The sequence below is a fragment of the Mesorhizobium sp. M1307 genome, from assembly GCF_040318155.1.
In the GTDB taxonomy this organism is placed as follows: Bacteria; Pseudomonadota; Alphaproteobacteria; order Rhizobiales; family Rhizobiaceae; genus Mesorhizobium.
Window position 1 is genome coordinate 399535 of record NZ_JAMYLR010000001.1, and the last position, 16256, is coordinate 415790.

The 16256-nt window shown below is 62.1% G+C and carries 13 protein-coding genes, 1 tRNA gene and 1 pseudogene; all 15 read right to left on the minus strand.

The features are described from left to right. Positions 1-9: 9 nt before the first annotated feature. Entirely contained in the window at positions 10-675 is a 666-nt protein-coding gene (locus NKH16_RS02010; RefSeq protein WP_352474774.1) for an O-methyltransferase, read from the minus strand. Positions 676-759: 84 nt separating this feature from the next. After that, the gene (gene rpoC / locus NKH16_RS02015) at positions 760-4956 is read right to left on the minus strand and encodes a DNA-directed RNA polymerase subunit beta' (protein ID WP_352898078.1); all 4197 of its coding nucleotides are present in this window, start codon (positions 4954-4956) and stop codon (positions 760-762) included. A 131-nt stretch (positions 4957-5087) separates the two neighbouring features. Further along, the gene (gene rpoB, locus NKH16_RS02020) at positions 5088-9224 is read right to left on the minus strand and encodes a DNA-directed RNA polymerase subunit beta (protein ID WP_352451053.1); all 4137 of its coding nucleotides are present in this window, start codon (positions 9222-9224) and stop codon (positions 5088-5090) included. A 283-nt stretch (positions 9225-9507) separates the two neighbouring features. After that, positions 9508-9885, minus strand: coding sequence for a 50S ribosomal protein L7/L12 (gene rplL, locus NKH16_RS02025; RefSeq protein ID WP_023680442.1), 378 nt, complete (start codon positions 9883-9885; stop codon positions 9508-9510). A 54-nt stretch (positions 9886-9939) separates the two neighbouring features. After that, positions 9940-10458, minus strand: coding sequence for a 50S ribosomal protein L10 (rplJ, locus tag NKH16_RS02030; RefSeq protein WP_008875657.1), 519 nt, complete (start codon positions 10456-10458; stop codon positions 9940-9942). Between the two features lie 394 nt (positions 10459-10852). Continuing rightward, positions 10853-11551, minus strand: a complete 699-nt coding sequence (gene rplA, locus NKH16_RS02035) for a 50S ribosomal protein L1 (protein WP_023680441.1) — start codon at positions 11549-11551, stop codon at positions 10853-10855. A gap of 4 nt (positions 11552-11555) precedes the next feature. Then, positions 11556-11984, minus strand: a complete 429-nt coding sequence (gene rplK, locus NKH16_RS02040; protein WP_023680440.1) for a 50S ribosomal protein L11 — start codon at positions 11982-11984, stop codon at positions 11556-11558. Between the two features lie 160 nt (positions 11985-12144). Next, positions 12145-12672 (minus strand): transcription termination/antitermination protein NusG, encoded by a 528-nt coding sequence (gene nusG / locus NKH16_RS02045; protein ID WP_006333333.1) that lies wholly within the window; start codon positions 12670-12672, stop codon positions 12145-12147. A gap of 27 nt (positions 12673-12699) precedes the next feature. Further along, positions 12700-12903 carry a preprotein translocase subunit SecE gene (secE, locus tag NKH16_RS02050; RefSeq protein ID WP_023680439.1) on the minus strand — a complete coding sequence of 68 codons (204 nt, stop codon included), beginning with the start codon at positions 12901-12903 and terminating at the stop codon, positions 12700-12702. A 364-nt stretch (positions 12904-13267) separates the two neighbouring features. Then, positions 13268-13343: transfer RNA gene (locus tag NKH16_RS02055), tRNA-Trp, on the minus strand. Positions 13344-13420: 77 nt separating this feature from the next. Then, positions 13421-13864, minus strand: coding sequence for a hypothetical protein (locus tag NKH16_RS02060; RefSeq protein WP_352749286.1), 444 nt, complete (start codon positions 13862-13864; stop codon positions 13421-13423). Between the two features lie 66 nt (positions 13865-13930). Then, positions 13931-14413, minus strand: coding sequence for a group II truncated hemoglobin (locus NKH16_RS02065; RefSeq protein ID WP_352749288.1), 483 nt, complete (start codon positions 14411-14413; stop codon positions 13931-13933). Positions 14414-14509: 96 nt separating this feature from the next. Beyond that, positions 14510-14719 (minus strand): hypothetical protein, encoded by a 210-nt coding sequence (locus NKH16_RS02070; RefSeq protein WP_352749291.1) that lies wholly within the window; start codon positions 14717-14719, stop codon positions 14510-14512. A 21-nt stretch (positions 14720-14740) separates the two neighbouring features. Further along, positions 14741-15790 carry a COG3904 family protein gene (locus tag NKH16_RS02075; RefSeq protein ID WP_352898082.1) on the minus strand — a complete coding sequence of 350 codons (1050 nt, stop codon included), beginning with the start codon at positions 15788-15790 and terminating at the stop codon, positions 14741-14743. 363 nt (positions 15791-16153) lie between these two features. Beyond that, positions 16154-16252 (minus strand): annotated as a pseudogene (locus tag NKH16_RS02080) (EF-Tu C-terminal domain-related protein); the annotation flags it as partial. Positions 16253-16256 lie beyond the last annotated feature (4 nt).

The following is a 16256-nucleotide window of genomic DNA, read 5'->3' on the forward strand; positions in this document are numbered from 1 at the left end:
CGCACAAAATCAATTGACGATCGCTATTGCAAAGCCGTCATAGCCCTTGGCGCCAACAGTCTGGATCGCGGTGCCTTCCAGACGTTTGTCGCTGCCGATGAACGAGAACGCCGCGCGTGCCCCTTCGACATTGGCGTCGCGACCATCTTCATTCACCACCGCGCCGTCACGGATGACATTGTCGCAGACGATGACGGTCCCCGGCCTCGAAAGACGCATGGCCCAGGACAGATAGTGCGGGTTGTTCGGCTTGTCGGCGTCGATGAAGATGAAGTCGAACGGCCCGGCATTCTCGGCGCCTAAGGCCGCAAGCGATTGAAGCGCCGGTCCGACCCGCAGTTCCACACGGTCAGACACCCCTGCCCGTTCAAAGTTCGACCGCGCGACACTGGCGTGGTGCGGATCAAGCTCGAGCGTCACGACCTTGCCGTCCATCGGCAATGCTCGCGCCATCCAGATTGTCGAATAACCGCCCAACGTGCCGATTTCGAGTACCTTCCTCGCTCCCTGCATTCGCGCAAGAAGTGAGAGCAGCTTGCCTTGTGCCGGGGAAACGTCGATAGGCGGCAGGCCCTGATCATGGTTGGCCGCCAGAACGGCATCAAGAGCGGGATCCGCCTCGAAAAGAGCTTCGACAATGTAGTCGTCGACAGAAGCCCAAATCTTCCTGCTCATCGTTTCCTCTCCGATCCGATTGAGGAACCACAATGCAAAAAGGGGCCACTTAGGCCCCTTTTCTATCTTCTCTTGCTTGCGCGCTTACTGCGCCGCGTTAACCATGTCGGTCAGCATCGGCTCGGCGACCTCGACGCCGGACGCCTTGCGGCGCTCGTCGATGATCAACTCGTCGCGCGAGGTGGCGATGCGCCGGATCTGGCTCATCGTACCGCCGGTACCGGCCGGGATCAGCCGGCCGACGATGACGTTTTCCTTCAGCCCCTGCAGCATGTCGGTCTTGCCGGCAACCGCAGCTTCGGTCAGCACCCTCGTCGTCTCCTGGAAGGAGGCGGCGGAGATGAAGGACGGCGTCTGCAGCGAGGCCTTGGTGATGCCGAGCAGCACCGGTTGGCCTTCGGCCGGCTTCTTGCCTTCCTCGACCAGGCGCTCATTGACCTCTTCCAACTCGATCACGTCGACGTGGTCGCCCGGAATGTAGGTCGAATCGCCTTGCGTGGTGATCTCGACCTTCTGCAGCATCTGGCGAACGATCACCTCGATGTGCTTGTCGTTGATCGACACGCCCTGCAGTCGGTAGACCTCCTGGATTTCGTTGACGAGGTAGGAGGCAAGCGCCTCCACGCCCTTGATCGCCAGGATGTCGTGCGGCGCCGGATTACCGTCGAGGATGTAGTCGCCCTTCTCGATGACGTCGCCGTCCTGGAGATGGAACGGCTTGCCCTTCGGGATCAGGTATTCGACCGGCTCAAGCGTCGAGTCATGCGGCTCGATGATGATGCGGCGCTTGTTCTTGTAGTCGCGGCCGAAGCGGATCGTGCCATCGATCTCGGCGATGATGGCGTGATCCTTCGGACGGCGTGCCTCGAACAGTTCGGCAACACGCGGCAGACCACCGGTGATGTCCTTGGTCTTGGCGCTTTCCATCGGGATACGCGCCAGCACGTCGCCGGGGCGAACCTGTGCACCCGGCTCGACCGAAAGAATGGCCTCGACCGAGAGCAGGAAGCGGGCGTCGCCACCCTTCGACAGCTTGCCGACCTTGCCCTTGGCGTCCTGGACGACGATCGCCGGCTTGAGGTCGTTGCCGCGTGGCGTCGAACGCCAGTCGATGACCTCGCGCTTGGTGATGCCGGTCGATTCGTCGGCGGTTTCCTGAACGGAAATGCCATCGACCAAATCCTCGAACGCTACCCTGCCCTCGATTTCGGTGAGGACCGGGCGGGTATAGGGATCCCACTCGGCAATGCGCTGGCCGCGCTTCACCTTGTCGCCATCGTCGACGAAGATACGCGAACCGTAGGTGACGCGGTGCGTGGCGCGTTCCTTGCCGGCCTCGTCGAGGATCAGCACCGCCATGTTGCGGCCCATGACCATCAGCTGGCCGTCGGAGTTGCGCACCACGTTGCGGTTGCGGATCTCGACTTTGCCCTCATAGGAGGCTTCAAGGAACGAGGAATCCACTACCTGCGCCGTGCCGCCCATGTGGAAGGTACGCATGGTGAGCTGGGTGCCCGGCTCGCCGATCGACTGCGCCGCGATGACGCCGACAGCCTCGCCCTGGTTGACGGGCGTGCCGCGGGCCAGATCGCGTCCGTAGCAGACCGCGCAGACGCCGACCCTGACCTCGCAGGTCAGCGCCGAACGGATGCGGACCGACTGCACGCCGGCCTTTTCGATCAGTTCCACGTCACGCTCGTCCATCAGCGTTCCGGCCTTGACCAGAACCTCGCCGGTGACCGGGTGGGTGATGTCGTCGAGCGAGGTGCGGCCGAGAACGCGCTGGCCAACCGAGGCGACGACCTGACCGGCATCGACGATCGGCTGCATGGTAAGGCCCTTGTCGGTGCCGCAGTCGAGCGAGTTGACGATGCAGTCCTGCGCCACGTCGACAAGACGACGCGTCAGGTAACCCGAGTTCGCCGTCTTCAAGGCGGTGTCGGCCAGACCCTTGCGGGCGCCGTGGGTCGAGTTGAAGTACTCGAGCACGGTTAGGCCTTCCTTGAAGTTCGAGATGATCGGCGTCTCGATGATTTCACCGCTAGGCTTGGCCATCAGGCCGCGCATGCCGGCGAGCTGGCGCATCTGGGTGGGCGAGCCGCGCGCACCGGAGTGCGACATCATGTAGATCGAGTTCATCGGCTTCTGACGGCCGTTGTCCTCGAACTCGACCGCCTTGATGCGGGCCATCATTTCGTCGGCGACCTTTTCCGAGCACTTGGCCCAGGCGTCGACGACCTTGTTGTACTTCTCGCCCTGGGTGATCAGGCCGTCATTGTACTGCTGCTCGTACTCCTTGGCCAAAGCCTCGGTGTCGGACACCAGCTTGATCTTGGCGTCCGGGATCAGCATGTCGTCCTTGCCGAACGAAATGCCGGCGCGGCAGGCATGGCTGAAGCCGAGAGCCATGATGCGATCGCAGAAAATGACCGTCTCCTTCTGACCGCAATGGCGATAGACGGTGTCGATCATCTTGGAGATGTTCTTCTTGGTCATCTCCTGGTTGGCGGTCTCGTAGGGCACGTTGTGGTTCTTCGGCAGCAGCTCGCCGATGATCATGCGGCCAGGCGTGGTATCGTAGATCTTCGACACGACCTTGCCGTCGGCGTCGACCGTGCGGAAACGCCCCTTGATCTTGGCATGCAGCGTCACCGCCTTGGTCTCGAGCGCGTGCTGGAGTTCGCCCATGTCGGCAAACACCATGCCCTCTCCCGGCTCGTTCTGGTTGACGATCGAGAGATAGTAGAGACCGAGAACCATGTCCTGCGACGGCACGATGATCGGCGCGCCGGAAGCCGGGTGCAGGATGTTGTTGGTCGACATCATCAGCACGCGGGCTTCAAGCTGCGCTTCCAGCGACAGCGGCACGTGAACGGCCATCTGATCGCCGTCGAAGTCGGCGTTGAAGGCCGTGCAGACCAGCGGGTGAAGCTGGATCGCCTTGCCTTCGATCAGGATCGGCTCGAACGCCTGGATACCGAGGCGGTGCAGCGTCGGTGCGCGGTTCAGCAGCACCGGATGCTCGCGGATGACCTCGTCGAGGATATCCCAGACCTCCGGACGCTCCTTCTCGACCAGCTTCTTCGCCTGCTTGACGGTCGAGGAGTAGCCCTTGGCGTCGAGACGGGCGTAGATGAAGGGCTTGAACAGTTCGAGCGCCATCTTCTTCGGCAGGCCGCACTGGTGGAGCTTGAGCTCCGGACCGGTGACGATGACCGAGCGGCCGGAATAGTCGACGCGCTTGCCGAGCAGGTTCTGGCGGAACCGGCCCTGCTTGCCCTTCAGCATGTCGGACAGCGACTTCAGCGGACGCTTGTTGGCGCCGGTGATGACGCGGCCGCGGCGGCCGTTGTCGAACAGCGCATCGACGGCTTCCTGCAGCATGCGCTTTTCATTGCGCACGATGATGCCGGGCGCGCGCAGCTCGATCAGCCGCTTCAGGCGGTTGTTGCGGTTGATGACGCGGCGATAGAGATCGTTCAGATCCGACGTGGCGAAACGGCCGCCGTCCAGCGGGACAAGCGGGCGCAGATCCGGCGGGATCACCGGAACCACCTTCATGATCATCCATTCCGGACGGTTGCCGGATTCCATGAAGTTCTCGACGACCTTGAGCCGCTTCAGGTACTTCTTCTGCCGGAGCTCGGCGGTGGTCGAAGCAAGCTCAGAAAGCTGTTCGCCGTCGATCTTCTCGAGGTCCATGCCGGCCAGAAGGTCGTGGATCGCCTCGGCGCCGATCATGGCGGTGAACGAATCCTCGCCATACTCGTCGACGGCCATCATGTACTCTTCCTCGCTGAGCAGCTGGTGCTCCTTCAGCGCGGTGAGGCCGGGTTCGGTAACGATGTAGTTCTCGAAGTAGAGGACCCGCTCGATGTCCTTCAGCGTCATGTCGAGCAGCGTGCCGATGCGCGACGGCAGCGACTTCAGGAACCAGATGTGGGCGACCGGTGCCGCCAGCTCGATATGGCCCATGCGCTCGCGGCGGACGCGCGACAGCGTGACTTCGACGCCGCACTTCTCGCAGATGACGCCCTTGTATTTCATGCGCTTGTACTTGCCGCACAGGCATTCATAGTCCTTGATCGGGCCAAAAATGCGCGCGCAGAACAGGCCGTCACGCTCCGGCTTGAAGGTGCGATAGTTGATGGTCTCCGGCTTCTTGATCTCGCCGAACGACCAGGACAGAATCTTCTCAGGGCTGGCAAGCGAGATCCGGATGGAATCGAACACCTGCGCAGGCGCCTGGGGATTGAAGAGATTCATGACCTCTTGGTTCATGCCGTTCTCCTTTTCGGGGTCCTCGAAAACCCCTTGCATCTAGCGCGGCCCAAACGCCCGCCGACTTGATCGGCCATCGGCCGAGAATTTGGTGCGTCCGGTCGCGGGAAGACCGCGGCCGGACGTCTTGCTTACTCGGCCGCGTCGGGCAGCCGGATCGGGTTGTCGTCGAGCTTGGTGTTCTCCAGCTCGACATTGAGGCCGAGAGACCGCATTTCCTTGACGAGAACGTTGAAGCTCTCGGGAATGCCGGCCTCGAAGGTGTCGTCGCCTCTGACGATCGCCTCGTAGACCTTGGTGCGGCCGGCGACGTCGTCCGACTTCACCGTCAGCATCTCCTGCAGCGTGTAGGCGGCGCCGTACGCTTCGAGCGCCCAGACCTCCATCTCGCCGAAGCGCTGGCCACCGAACTGCGCCTTGCCGCCCAGCGGCTGCTGGGTAACGAGCGAGTACGGCCCGATCGAACGCGCGTGGATCTTGTCGTCCACAAGGTGGTGAAGCTTGAGCATATATATGTAGCCCATCGTCACTTTGCGATCGAACGGCTCGCCGGTGCGCCCGTCATAGAGCTGCGACTGACCGCTGGTGTGCAGGCCCGCCTGCTCCAGCATGATGTTGATGTCGGCCTCGTGCGCGCCGTCGAACACCGGTGTCGCGATGGAGACGCCGCGGCGCATCTGCTCGCTGAGGCGAACGATGCTCTCGTCGTCATATTCGCGGACCGGCTCGTTGCGGTCGTTGGAAGGCATGAAGCTCTCGAGCGTCTTGCGCAGCGGCTTGATGTCGCCCGCCGTCTTGTACGCGTCGATCAGATCGCCGATCTTCTTGCCCATTCCGGCGCAGGCCCAGCCCAGGTGCGTTTCCAGGATCTGGCCGACATTCATGCGCGACGGCACACCCAGCGGGTTGAGCACGATATCGGCATGCGTGCCGTCCTCGAGGAAAGGCATGTCCTCGACCGGAACGATCCGCGACACGACACCCTTGTTGCCGTGCCGGCCGGCCATCTTGTCGCCGGGCTGCATCTTGCGCTTCACGGCCACGAAGACCTTGACCATCTTCATAACGCCCGGAGGCATCTCGTCGCCGCGCTGCACCTTCTCGACCTTGTCCATGAAGCGCTGCTCGAGCGCCTTCTTGGAATCGTCGTACTGGCCACGCAGGGCTTCCAGTTCGCTCTGGAGCTTTTCGTTCTCCACGGCAAACTGCCACCACTGCGAACGCGGATACTCGTCGAGCGTGTCCTTCGACAGCTTCGAGCCCTTCTTGAAGCCCTTCGGCCCGGCAATCGCTTCCTTGCCGACGAGAACGTCGGAAAGACGCGAATAGACGTTGCGGTCGAGGATCGCCTGCTCGTCGTCGCGGTCCTTGGCGAGGCGTTCGATCTCCTCGCGCTCGATCGCCATGGCGCGCTCGTCCTTCTCGACGCCGTGGCGGTTGAAGACACGCACTTCAACGACGGTGCCGAAGGTTCCCGGAGGCATGCGCATCGAGGTGTCGCGCACGTCCGAGGCCTTTTCACCGAAGATGGCGCGCAGCAGCTTTTCTTCCGGCGTCATCGGGCTTTCGCCCTTCGGCGTGATCTTGCCGACCAGGATGTCGCCCGGCTGCACTTCCGCACCGATGTAGACGATGCCGGCCTCATCGAGGTTCTTCAGCGCTTCTTCCGAGACGTTGGGAATGTCGCGCGTGATCTCCTCCGGCCCCAGCTTGGTGTCGCGGGCCATGACTTCGAACTCCTCGATGTGGATCGAGGTGAAGACGTCGTCGGCGACGATGCGCTCGGACAGGAGGATGGAATCCTCGTAGTTGTAGCCGTTCCACGGCATGAACGCGACCAGCACGTTACGGCCGAGGGCCAGATCGCCGAGCTCGGTCGACGGGCCGTCGGCGATGATGTCGCCCTTGTTGACCCGGTCGCCCATGCGCACCAGCGGACGCTGGTTGATGCAGGTGTTCTGGTTCGAACGCTGGAACTTCATCAGCCGGTAGATGTCGACGCCGGACTTGCCGGGATCGAGATCTTCCGTGGCGCGGATGACGATACGCGTCGCGTCCACCTGGTCGACGATGCCGCCGCGGCGGGCGCCGATAGCGGCGCCCGAGTCACGGGCGACGATTGGCTCCATGCCGGTGCCGACGAACGGCGCTTCGGCGCGCACCAGCGGCACGGCCTGACGCTGCATGTTCGAGCCCATCAGCGCACGGTTGGCGTCGTCGTTCTCGAGGAACGGGATCAGGGCCGCGGCCACCGACACCATCTGCTTCGGCGACACGTCCATCAGATCGACGTTTTCGCGCGGCGCCATCATCACTTCGCCGGCGTTGCGGCAAATGACGAATTCGTCGACGAAATGACCATTCTTGTCGAGCTCGGCATTGGCCTGCGCGACGTGGTGCTTGGCCTCTTCCATAGCCGACAGGTAAACGACTTCATTGGTCAGCTTGCCGTTGACGATCTTGCGGTACGGGCTCTCGATGAAGCCGTATTTGTTGACGCGCGCGAAGGTCGCAAGCGAGTTGATCAGGCCGATATTCGGTCCTTCCGGCGTCTCGATCGGGCAGATGCGGCCGTAATGCGTCGGGTGCACGTCGCGCACCTCGAAACCGGCACGCTCGCGGGTCAGACCGCCCGGTCCAAGCGCCGAAAGACGGCGCTTGTGGGTGATCTCCGACAGCGGGTTGGTCTGATCCATGAACTGCGACAGCTGCGAGGAACCGAAGAACTCGCGCACGGCGGCAGCCGCCGGCTTGGCGTTGATCAGGTCCTGCGGCATCACCGTATCGATCTCGATCGAGGACATACGTTCCTTGATCGCGCGCTCCATGCGCAGCAGGCCGACGCGGTACTGGTTCTCCATCAGCTCGCCGACCGAGCGCACGCGGCGGTTGCCGAGATTGTCGATGTCGTCGATCTCGCCCTTGCCGTCGCGCAGTTCGACCAGCGTCTTGACCACGGCCAGGATGTCGTCCTTGCGCAGCACGCGCACGGTATCCTCGGCCTTGAGCTCGAGGCGCATGTTCATCTTGACGCGGCCAACGGCCGACAGATCATAGCGCTCGCTGTCGAAGAACAGCGAGTTGAACATGGCTTCAGCGGTTTCCAGCGTCGGCGGCTCGCCGGGGCGCATGACGCGGTAGATGTCGAACAGCGCGTCCTGGCGGCTCTCGTTCTTGTCGACGTTGAGCGTGTTGCGGATGTAGGCGCCGACGTTGACGTGGTCGATGTCGAGGACCTTGATCTCATCGTCACCGGTGCCAAGCAGCACTTTCAGCGTCTTTTCGTCGATCTCGTCACCGGCTTCGAGGAAGATCTCGCCGGTCGCGTAGTTGACAATATCCTCGGCAAGGTAGTTGCCGAGCAGATCCTCGTCGGTCGCCTTGATCGCCTTGAGACCCTTTTCGCCAAGTGCCCTGGCCTGGCGGGCGGTGATCTTCTTGCCGGCCTCGACGACGACTTCGCCGGTGTCGGCGTCGACTAGGTCACCAACGGCCTTGAGGCCGCGGAAACGCTCGACGTTGAACGGGATGCGCCAATGGTCGCCGGCGCGCTTGTAGGTGATCTTGTTGTAGAAGGTCGACAGGATCTCTTCGCCGTCCATGCCGAGCGCCATCAGCAGCGACGTCACCGGAATCTTGCGGCGGCGATCGATGCGGGCATGCACGACGTCCTTGCTATCGAACTCGATGTCGAGCCACGAACCGCGATAGGGAATGACGCGCGCGGCAAACAGAAGCTTGCCGGACGAGTGCGACTTGCCCTTGTCATGGTCGAAGAAGACGCCTGGCGAACGGTGCATCTGCGAGACGATGACGCGCTCGGTGCCGTTGACGATGAAGGTGCCGTTCAAGGTCATGAGCGGCATGTCGCCCATGTAGACGTCCTGCTCCTTGATGTCCTTGATCGACTTGGCGCCGGTATCCTCGTCGATATCGAACACGATGAGGCGCAGCGTCACCTTGAGCGGCGCCGCATAGGTCAGATCGCGCTGACGGCATTCGTCAACGTCGAATTTCGGTCCCTCGAACTCATACTTCACGAATTCCAGCATCGAGGAGCCGGAAAAATCGGAAATCGGGAAGACCGACTTGAAAACTGCCTGCAGTCCCTCGTCAGGACGCCCACCCTTGGGCTCCTCCACCATCAGGAACTGGTCATAGGATGCCTTCTGAACCTCGATCAGGTTCGGCATCTCCGCAACTTCCGGGATCTTTCCGAAAAACTTGCGTACGCGTCTGCGGCCATTGAAAGTCTGGGTTTGGGCCATCGTCGCTCCTTAGCTCAATTCTCGGGACGAGCCTCGCCGCGGCTCGCCTTGCATCTCGGGCCACCTTGGCGGCCCTGTCTTGTTGCCCGCCGCCTGTCGGCGGCTTCTTGTCTTTTCACCCGCCGCCAATTGGCGGCGGGCCAGAAACGGGAGAAAACCCGTTTCCTGAAGGCCGGTTTGCGGCCCTCAGGAAAGAGGTTTTCGCACTCTTCGCGTTACGCAGCCTCCCTTCGACGCGAAAGGAGTGGCGGACGGCGCGACGCCGTCCGCCGGTACTCAACGCTTACTTCAGTTCGACCTTGGCGCCGGCTGCTTCCAGCTGGGCCTTGAACTTGTCCGCGTCGGCCTTGGAAACGGCTTCCTTGACCGGCTTCGGAGCCGCCTCGACCAGGTCCTTGGCTTCCTTGAGGCCAAGACCGGTGATGGCGCGAACTTCCTTGATGACGTTGATCTTCTGAGCGCCTGCCTCGGTGAGGACGACGTCGAATTCCGTCTTTTCCTCGACCGGAGCAGCAGCGGCCGCAGCGCCGCCGGCAGCGGCAACCGCCACCGGAGCAGCGGCGGAAACGCCCCACTTTTCTTCAAGAAGCTTCGACAGCTCGGCCGCCTCGAGGACGGTCAGCTTCGAAAGGTCGTCTACGATCTTTGCCAGATCAGCCATTGCAATGTTCCTTCATAAGGTTCGAACGTGTGTTTGTGATAGCGAGGAACGGCCTCATGCCGCCTCGTCCTTCCGGGCGTAAGCGCCGATGACGCGCGCGACCGAAGCCGCAGGCGCATTGACGATCTGGGCGATCCGGGTTGCCGGCGTGGCGATCATGCCAACCAGCCTGGCGCGCAGCTCATCGAGCGACGGAAGTGTGGCGAGTGCCTTCACACCGTCGGCATTGAGCGAGGTGGTGCCCATTGCGCCGCCGAGAATGACGAGCTTGTCATTTCCCTTGGCGAAATCGGACGCGACCTTCGGCGCCGCAATCGGATCCTCCGAATAGGCGATCAGCGTCTGTCCCTTGAACAGCTCGATGATCGATGCGGAGTCCGTGCCCTGAAGAGCGATTTTGGCGAGACGGTTCTTCGCGACTTTGACGGTGCCACCGGCGGCGCGCATTTTCGACCGAAGGTCGTTCATTTGCGCGACGGTGATACCGGCGTAGTGGGCCACGACGACTGAACCAGCGCTTGAAAACGCATCATTCAGGCCCGTGACGAGTTCGCGTTTTTCCGCTCTGTCCACTGCCTATCTCCAGTTGACCCCTGCCCTCTACGAAGGACAGGCGTCGGGTTGCCTTTTTTGCCGGCCGGGCCATCCAGTAACGGATCTCCCGAACGACGCTCGAGGATCCTGCCCCCTTTCGCCACACCTGCCGGCAAGCCGGACGGTGCGCAGACAAAAGGCAAACACGGTTCGAACCTTTCATTGGAGCTTGTGGCTCCTTTGTCCGGTCTTCACCCGTCTCATGCAGGCCCGCATGAATTAAGGCCCACATCACCTAAGGCTTGGGGGCCGCCTGCAATCTCGGACAGGATGTCCGGAAGCCTTTCGACTTCCGGTACCGGGCCGCCGACAGGTCGGAGGCCCGGAATTCTTTCACGGATCAGCGTTTTAGCGGCCGATCCAATTGTTCGTATCAGGACGCTGCGAGCGTCGAGACGTCGAGCTTGAGGCCCGGGCCCATCGTCGAGGTGACCGACACCTTCTTGACGTAGTTGCCCTTGGCACCAGCCGGCTTTGCCCTGGTCACCGCGTCAGCGAAGGCGCGGACGTTTTCTTCCAGCGCCTTGACGTCGAACGAGACCTTGCCGACGCCGGCGTGAACGATGCCGGCCTTCTCGACGCGGAACTCGACGGCGCCGCCCTTCGATGCCTTGACGGCGGCGGTAACGTCGGTGGTGACGGTGCCGACCTTCGGGTTCGGCATCATGCCGCGCGGACCGAGCACCTTGCCGAGACGGCCGACCAGCGGCATCATGTCCGGCGTAGCGATGCAGCGGTCGAAGTCGATCGTGCCCTTCTGGACGATGTCGACCAGATCCTCGGCTCCGACGATGTCGGCGCCGGCGGCCTTGGCCTCCTCGGCCTTGTCGCCACGCGCGAAGACGGCGACGCGAACGCTGCGGCCGGTGCCGTTCGGCAGGTTGACCACGCCGCGGACCATCTGGTCGGCATGGCGGGGATCGACGCCGAGGTTCATCGCGACTTCGATCGTCTCGTCGAACTTCACCGAGGAGCGATCCTTGAGCAGCTTCAGCGCCTCACCCAAAGCATAAGCCTTGTTGGGATCGATGCCTTCGCGGGTCTTCGATACACGCTTTGCAATCTTTGCCATGATCTCAGCCCACCACTTCCAGACCCATCGAGCGGGCGGAGCCCTCGACCATGCGCATGGCCGCCTCGACGTCGTTTGCGTTCAGATCCTTCATCTTCTGCTCGGCGATGGCGCGCACCTTGTCGCGGCCGATCGTGCCGGCCTTGACCTTGCCCGGCTCCTTCGAGCCCGACTTCAGGTTGGCAGCCTTCTTCAGGAAGTAGCTCACCGGCGGCGTCTTCATGACGAAGGTGAACGACTTGTCCTGGTAGTAGGTGATGACGACCGGAACCGGCGAGCCCTTTTCCATTTCCTGGGTCTGCGCGTTGAACGCCTTGCAGAACTCCATGATGTTGATGCCACGCTGACCAAGCGCCGGGCCGATCGGGGGCGACGGCGTGGCCGATCCCGCGGAAACCTGGAGCTTGAGCTGGCCTGCAATTTTCTTAGCCATCTCTCTTCCTGCCTTTTCTCATGCCGGTCTTGCCGGCGGTTGCAGTCTGGTGGTGCGGTCCGCGCGGCCGGCTAAAGCCGCATTCGCCTCCCACCCGTTTTTGGCCGCGCGATCTCCGCGCCGCCTTCCCTGCCGCCGAAACCGGTGCAGGGATTTCGGATCAGCCCTTCTCGACCTGTCCGAATTCCAGATCGACCGGCACGGCGCGCCCGAAGATCGAAACTTCTACCTTGAGCCGCGCCCGCTCCTCGTCCACTTCCTGGACGAAACCGTTGAACGACGCGAATGGTCCATCCGAAACGCGGATCGCTTCGCCGATCTCGAACGTCACCGACGGCTTCGGCCGCTCGACGCCTTCCTGAACCTGGTTCAGGATACGCTGGGCCTCGGCTTCGGTGATCGGCACCGGCTTGGAGTCGCCCAGGAAACCGGTGACCTTCGGCGTGTTCTTGACGAGCGAGAACACGGCGTCGGTCAGATTGGCCTTCAGCAGCACATAGCCCGGAAAGAACTTGCGCTCGGCATCGACCTTGCGGCCGCGGCGGATCTCGACGACCTTCTCGGTCGGCACCACGATCTGCTCGATGTCGGCGGACAGGCCCTTCTGCTTGGCCTTGTTCTCGATGTCCTCGGCGACCTTCTTTTCAAAGTTCGAGTAGGCGTGGACGATGTACCACCGCGCGGTCATTTCAAGACTTCTCCGTAATCGCCGGACTTACTGTCCGAGGCCGAGGATTTTTTCGACCGCAAAGCCCATGGCCACGTCTGCGGTAAAGAAAAAGATCATCGCGATGACCGCGAACACAAGGACCATCACCGTCGAGATCATCGTTTCGCGCCGCGACGGCCAAGTGACCTTGGCGGTCTCCGCGCGAACCTGCTGGAGAAAGGTGAAGGGATTTGTGGTTTTCGAAGCCATATGCCGCTCTGTCTGCAAGACCCGTTGGCCGGGCCTCCTGGATGATCCCGCTGGCCGGGACGTGCCGCTTGAGCGTGCGTTCGCGCCGAATCAGCGCAATCATTTCGCCCATGCAAATCAGACGCGTAAAGCCGGCTTCCCAGCTCCACGCGTCGCGTGTCTGTCTCGTCTACATAAAACCGATTCTTGATCCACGCAAGTGGCAAGTGTCCGCTTTATGGCCAAACGCCGCCTCGGAACCATCCAGTCGTCCCGTCCCGGCTATGCGGCCCTTATGCCGCAACTTGTGCCATGTGGCAAGTCACAAGCCGATTTTCAAAGGCCGCACTGCAAAAGAATCGTTTTTAGGTATCCATTCAAAGAATGGCACGGGCAGCAGGGCTCGAACCTACGACCTGCGGTTTTGGAGACCGCCGCTCTACCAACTGAGCTATGCCCGTATGCGCATGTCGGCGCAGCAGGCGCTTCCTAAAAGCTTCCGCGCGCTCTGTAAAGAGCGACGTGCGCTACCCGGCCTTCATCTTCGAAAGTCCAGGCGTCCTCCCGGCCATTTCCCGTCGATCCGTTGATTGCTGACGATCAAGCCGACCCAGGGACGCACGATTTCCGGGTCGGTCAGATTGATGTATTTTCCCACCAGCCCTTTCGCACCCTGGCGCCGGGCATCGATGAGCCCCTTGCACACGCCATTATGCCAATCGAACAGCAGGTAAACTCTCTCTCCCGCCGTCTTCACCTCGCCCCGGCCGGACTTCCATTTATCCTTGGTATCGCCCGGGATCGTGGGATCGGCACCGCCGTTCCATCGGCTGGACCAGCTGCCTTCGATGGTGTCGTTGCGGTCGCGGTCGCTTTCGGTGCCCCAGGCCTCGGCATTTTCATCGCTTGGAGTTCCCTCCAGTTTCACGCCGGCGGAAGCCACGGCGGCCTCAAACCGTTCCAGCCTGGCGGACCGAACCATTCACCGCCACCCATTTCCCGCAAATCGGGTCCTGGCGGCAGGGTTTTCGACCGATTCGCGCCCCGGTCAGTCTCCCGAAGGCGCCTTGTAGGGGCCGCCCGGCACCCCCCAACCCCAGGCCGGCATTGGTTCGCTCTCGGGATCGCAGGTCGGGCCCTTGTTGGAGTTCATCTTGGCCAGCCGCGATCCCCATTCGACATAGGCCATGAAGGCCGAGCGGAATTCGGGATCGTCAGGCAACCCGATCTCGTCGGCGGCGTCGGCGAGAAGGTTGATCCAGCGCCGGCGCTGCTCCTCGGTCAGATGCTTGCCGAGATGGTGCATCACCATCTCGCGATGGCCGCCGTGCTTTTCGCTGTAGGTTTTCGGTCCACCAAAAACTTCGCCGATGAAAGCCGCGACGTGAGCGGGATGATCCGGCGACATATGTTTGAACACCGGCCCGACGATGGGGTCCCGAGAGACGTTGTCGTAGAAGGTTTGGGTCAGGCGGTTCAGCGCTTCGGTGCCGCCTGCCCATTCAAACAATGTCGGGACATCCTGGCTCATTCGCGATCCCTCCCATGCTGGTCTTCAACTGCGCTGGACGATAGCGGAAACATCGAGCGCCGCTCAACCTGCCTCGATGGCCAGTGCAAGGTTGCGCTAAAGCTTCGCCGGCGTCTCTGCCTCGGCGCTGGCGGACGGCAGAACGCGGCAGTTGTCGGGCTTCGGCGACGACTTGCAGATGGTGGCGCCCGTCAGCGCGTCAACCGATTGAGAACCCGTCATTAGCCCGAGCTGCAGCATCGCCTCGGCTTCGAGTTGGGCGGCCCCAGGATCGCCCTTTTCTGTCTCGATCTCCCGCTGGCGCAACCAGTCGCCTACCCCGGCTGATCATGGTTTCATGTCCGATGATGTGTACGGGCCACTCGCCACGCCCCAACGCCAAGCCGGCATTGGTTCCATCTCAGGATCACAGGTGGAGCTCGCCCCCGCTACCCGCGACCCCCCTCCGATGCAGGCTATGAGGGTTTGCGGGGGATTGCCGTACGACCCTTCGTCGCCGGCATTGGTCGCCTGCGTGGCCGGCTGAGAAATTTGGACTTGAACCGGTTGAGAAGGTCCGGCCTTCGCCTCGATCGCTGCCGCCTCGGGCGGCTTGGCATTCGCAGGGATCTCTCTGCAGTTCGCCGGCGCAGGACTCTGCCGGCATATGCCCGTCTGCGTAAGTATGTCGAGAGAGCCGGTGCTGGTGACCAGCTTCATCGTCAGCATGTCGGCGAGGGAGATCTGCCGGATGTCGCTGGCGGGCGTAGCCTTCATTCTGTCCAGTACGCCCTGGCCGACACCCATCTCCCTGAGATAGGCCGACAGCCTCCTCTCAAGCGCCTTGTTCATCTCATAAGTCTTGTAGCTGTCAGCCTCAGTACGGCTGATGACCTTGGTGCCGATAACCTTCTTCCGGCCGTTCACAATTCTGTATGTGGTGCGGTAATATACCTGTTCGCGCCGATATGTAGTGGTGACCTGATGGACGCCTAGATAGGCCCAACTGCCGACCACGCGTCCGACGCCTCCGGCAAACATCAGCGGACATGCGGAATTGCACATGGCACCGCCGTCGGACGCAATGCCGAAATATGCGGCGCCCTTGCCGTCATTGGCCCGGCAATCCTTCATCCCGGGCCAACAATCGGAAAACTTGGTCGTACCGACGGCGATATCGAGCTTATTCTTGCGGATTATTCGACCGAGCCGGAGCGCAGCGTCGACATTGCCGCCCGGGGAATTGACGATGATCGGCAATTTTCGGCGGCCGAGCGTCTTCAATATACGCTTGAGCTGCACTGGCGTGCTCGCCGAGATGGCGCCTTCTGCCGAAATCCATTCCGGACAATTAGGCTCGCAACCGGTCGCATTGCTGCGCACGACGACGAGTTGCATCTCCGAAAAACCATCGGACGAACTGCCCGGACGGTACCATGACTTCGGATCCCATGTCCTCGGATCGGACACATCCTCGGCATTCGCAGCGAAGCCAGCCATCGCCATGGCGACCACCAGCGCCAGACTAACTAGCCCGCGCCACCACCGTGCCATACTGTCTGAACGGCGTCCCGGAACCACGTTTGGCAAAAGCCCCCTCGATGCAACCTATACTAGTTGACATGGCGAGGCTTGCAACAGCTTTTGAAATGACGGCGTGCCCGCTTCAACGAGGCCGCCACGCAAGGCTCCAACGCAGAAAGGGCGGCCCGAGGACCGCCCTTCTTGCATTCGGAATCGGCCGGCGAATGCCGGCGCCAATTATTCTTTGATGGTGACGACGATGCTGGCACCGACGGTCCGGCTGCCTTCACGGATGGCGAAGCGCAGCTTCTCTTCCATGGCGATCGGCACGATCAGCTCG

Coding starts and splice junctions, on each gene's coding strand:
- NKH16_RS02010 (WP_352474774.1), bottom strand. CDS start 675: ATGAGCAGGAAGATTTGGGCTTCTGTCGACGACTACATTGTCGAAGCT.
- rpoC (WP_352898078.1), bottom strand. CDS start 4,956: ATGAACCAAGAGGTCATGAATCTCTTCAATCCCCAGGCGCCTGCGCAG.
- rpoB (WP_352451053.1), bottom strand. CDS start 9,224: ATGGCCCAAACCCAGACTTTCAATGGCCGCAGACGCGTACGCAAGTTT.
- rplL (WP_023680442.1), bottom strand. CDS start 9,885: ATGGCTGATCTGGCAAAGATCGTAGACGACCTTTCGAAGCTGACCGTC.
- rplA (WP_023680441.1), bottom strand. CDS start 11,551: ATGGCAAAGATTGCAAAGCGTGTATCGAAGACCCGCGAAGGCATCGAT.
- rplK (WP_023680440.1), bottom strand. CDS start 11,984: ATGGCTAAGAAAATTGCAGGCCAGCTCAAGCTCCAGGTTTCCGCGGGA.
- nusG (WP_006333333.1), bottom strand. CDS start 12,672: ATGACCGCGCGGTGGTACATCGTCCACGCCTACTCGAACTTTGAAAAG.
- secE (WP_023680439.1), bottom strand. CDS start 12,903: ATGGCTTCGAAAACCACAAATCCCTTCACCTTTCTCCAGCAGGTTCGC.
- NKH16_RS02060 (WP_352749286.1), bottom strand. CDS start 13,864: ATGGTTCGGTCCGCCAGGCTGGAACGGTTTGAGGCCGCCGTGGCTTCC.
- NKH16_RS02065 (WP_352749288.1), bottom strand. CDS start 14,413: ATGAGCCAGGATGTCCCGACATTGTTTGAATGGGCAGGCGGCACCGAA.
- NKH16_RS02075 (WP_352898082.1), bottom strand. CDS start 15,790: ATGCAACTCGTCGTCGTGCGCAGCAATGCGACCGGTTGCGAGCCTAAT.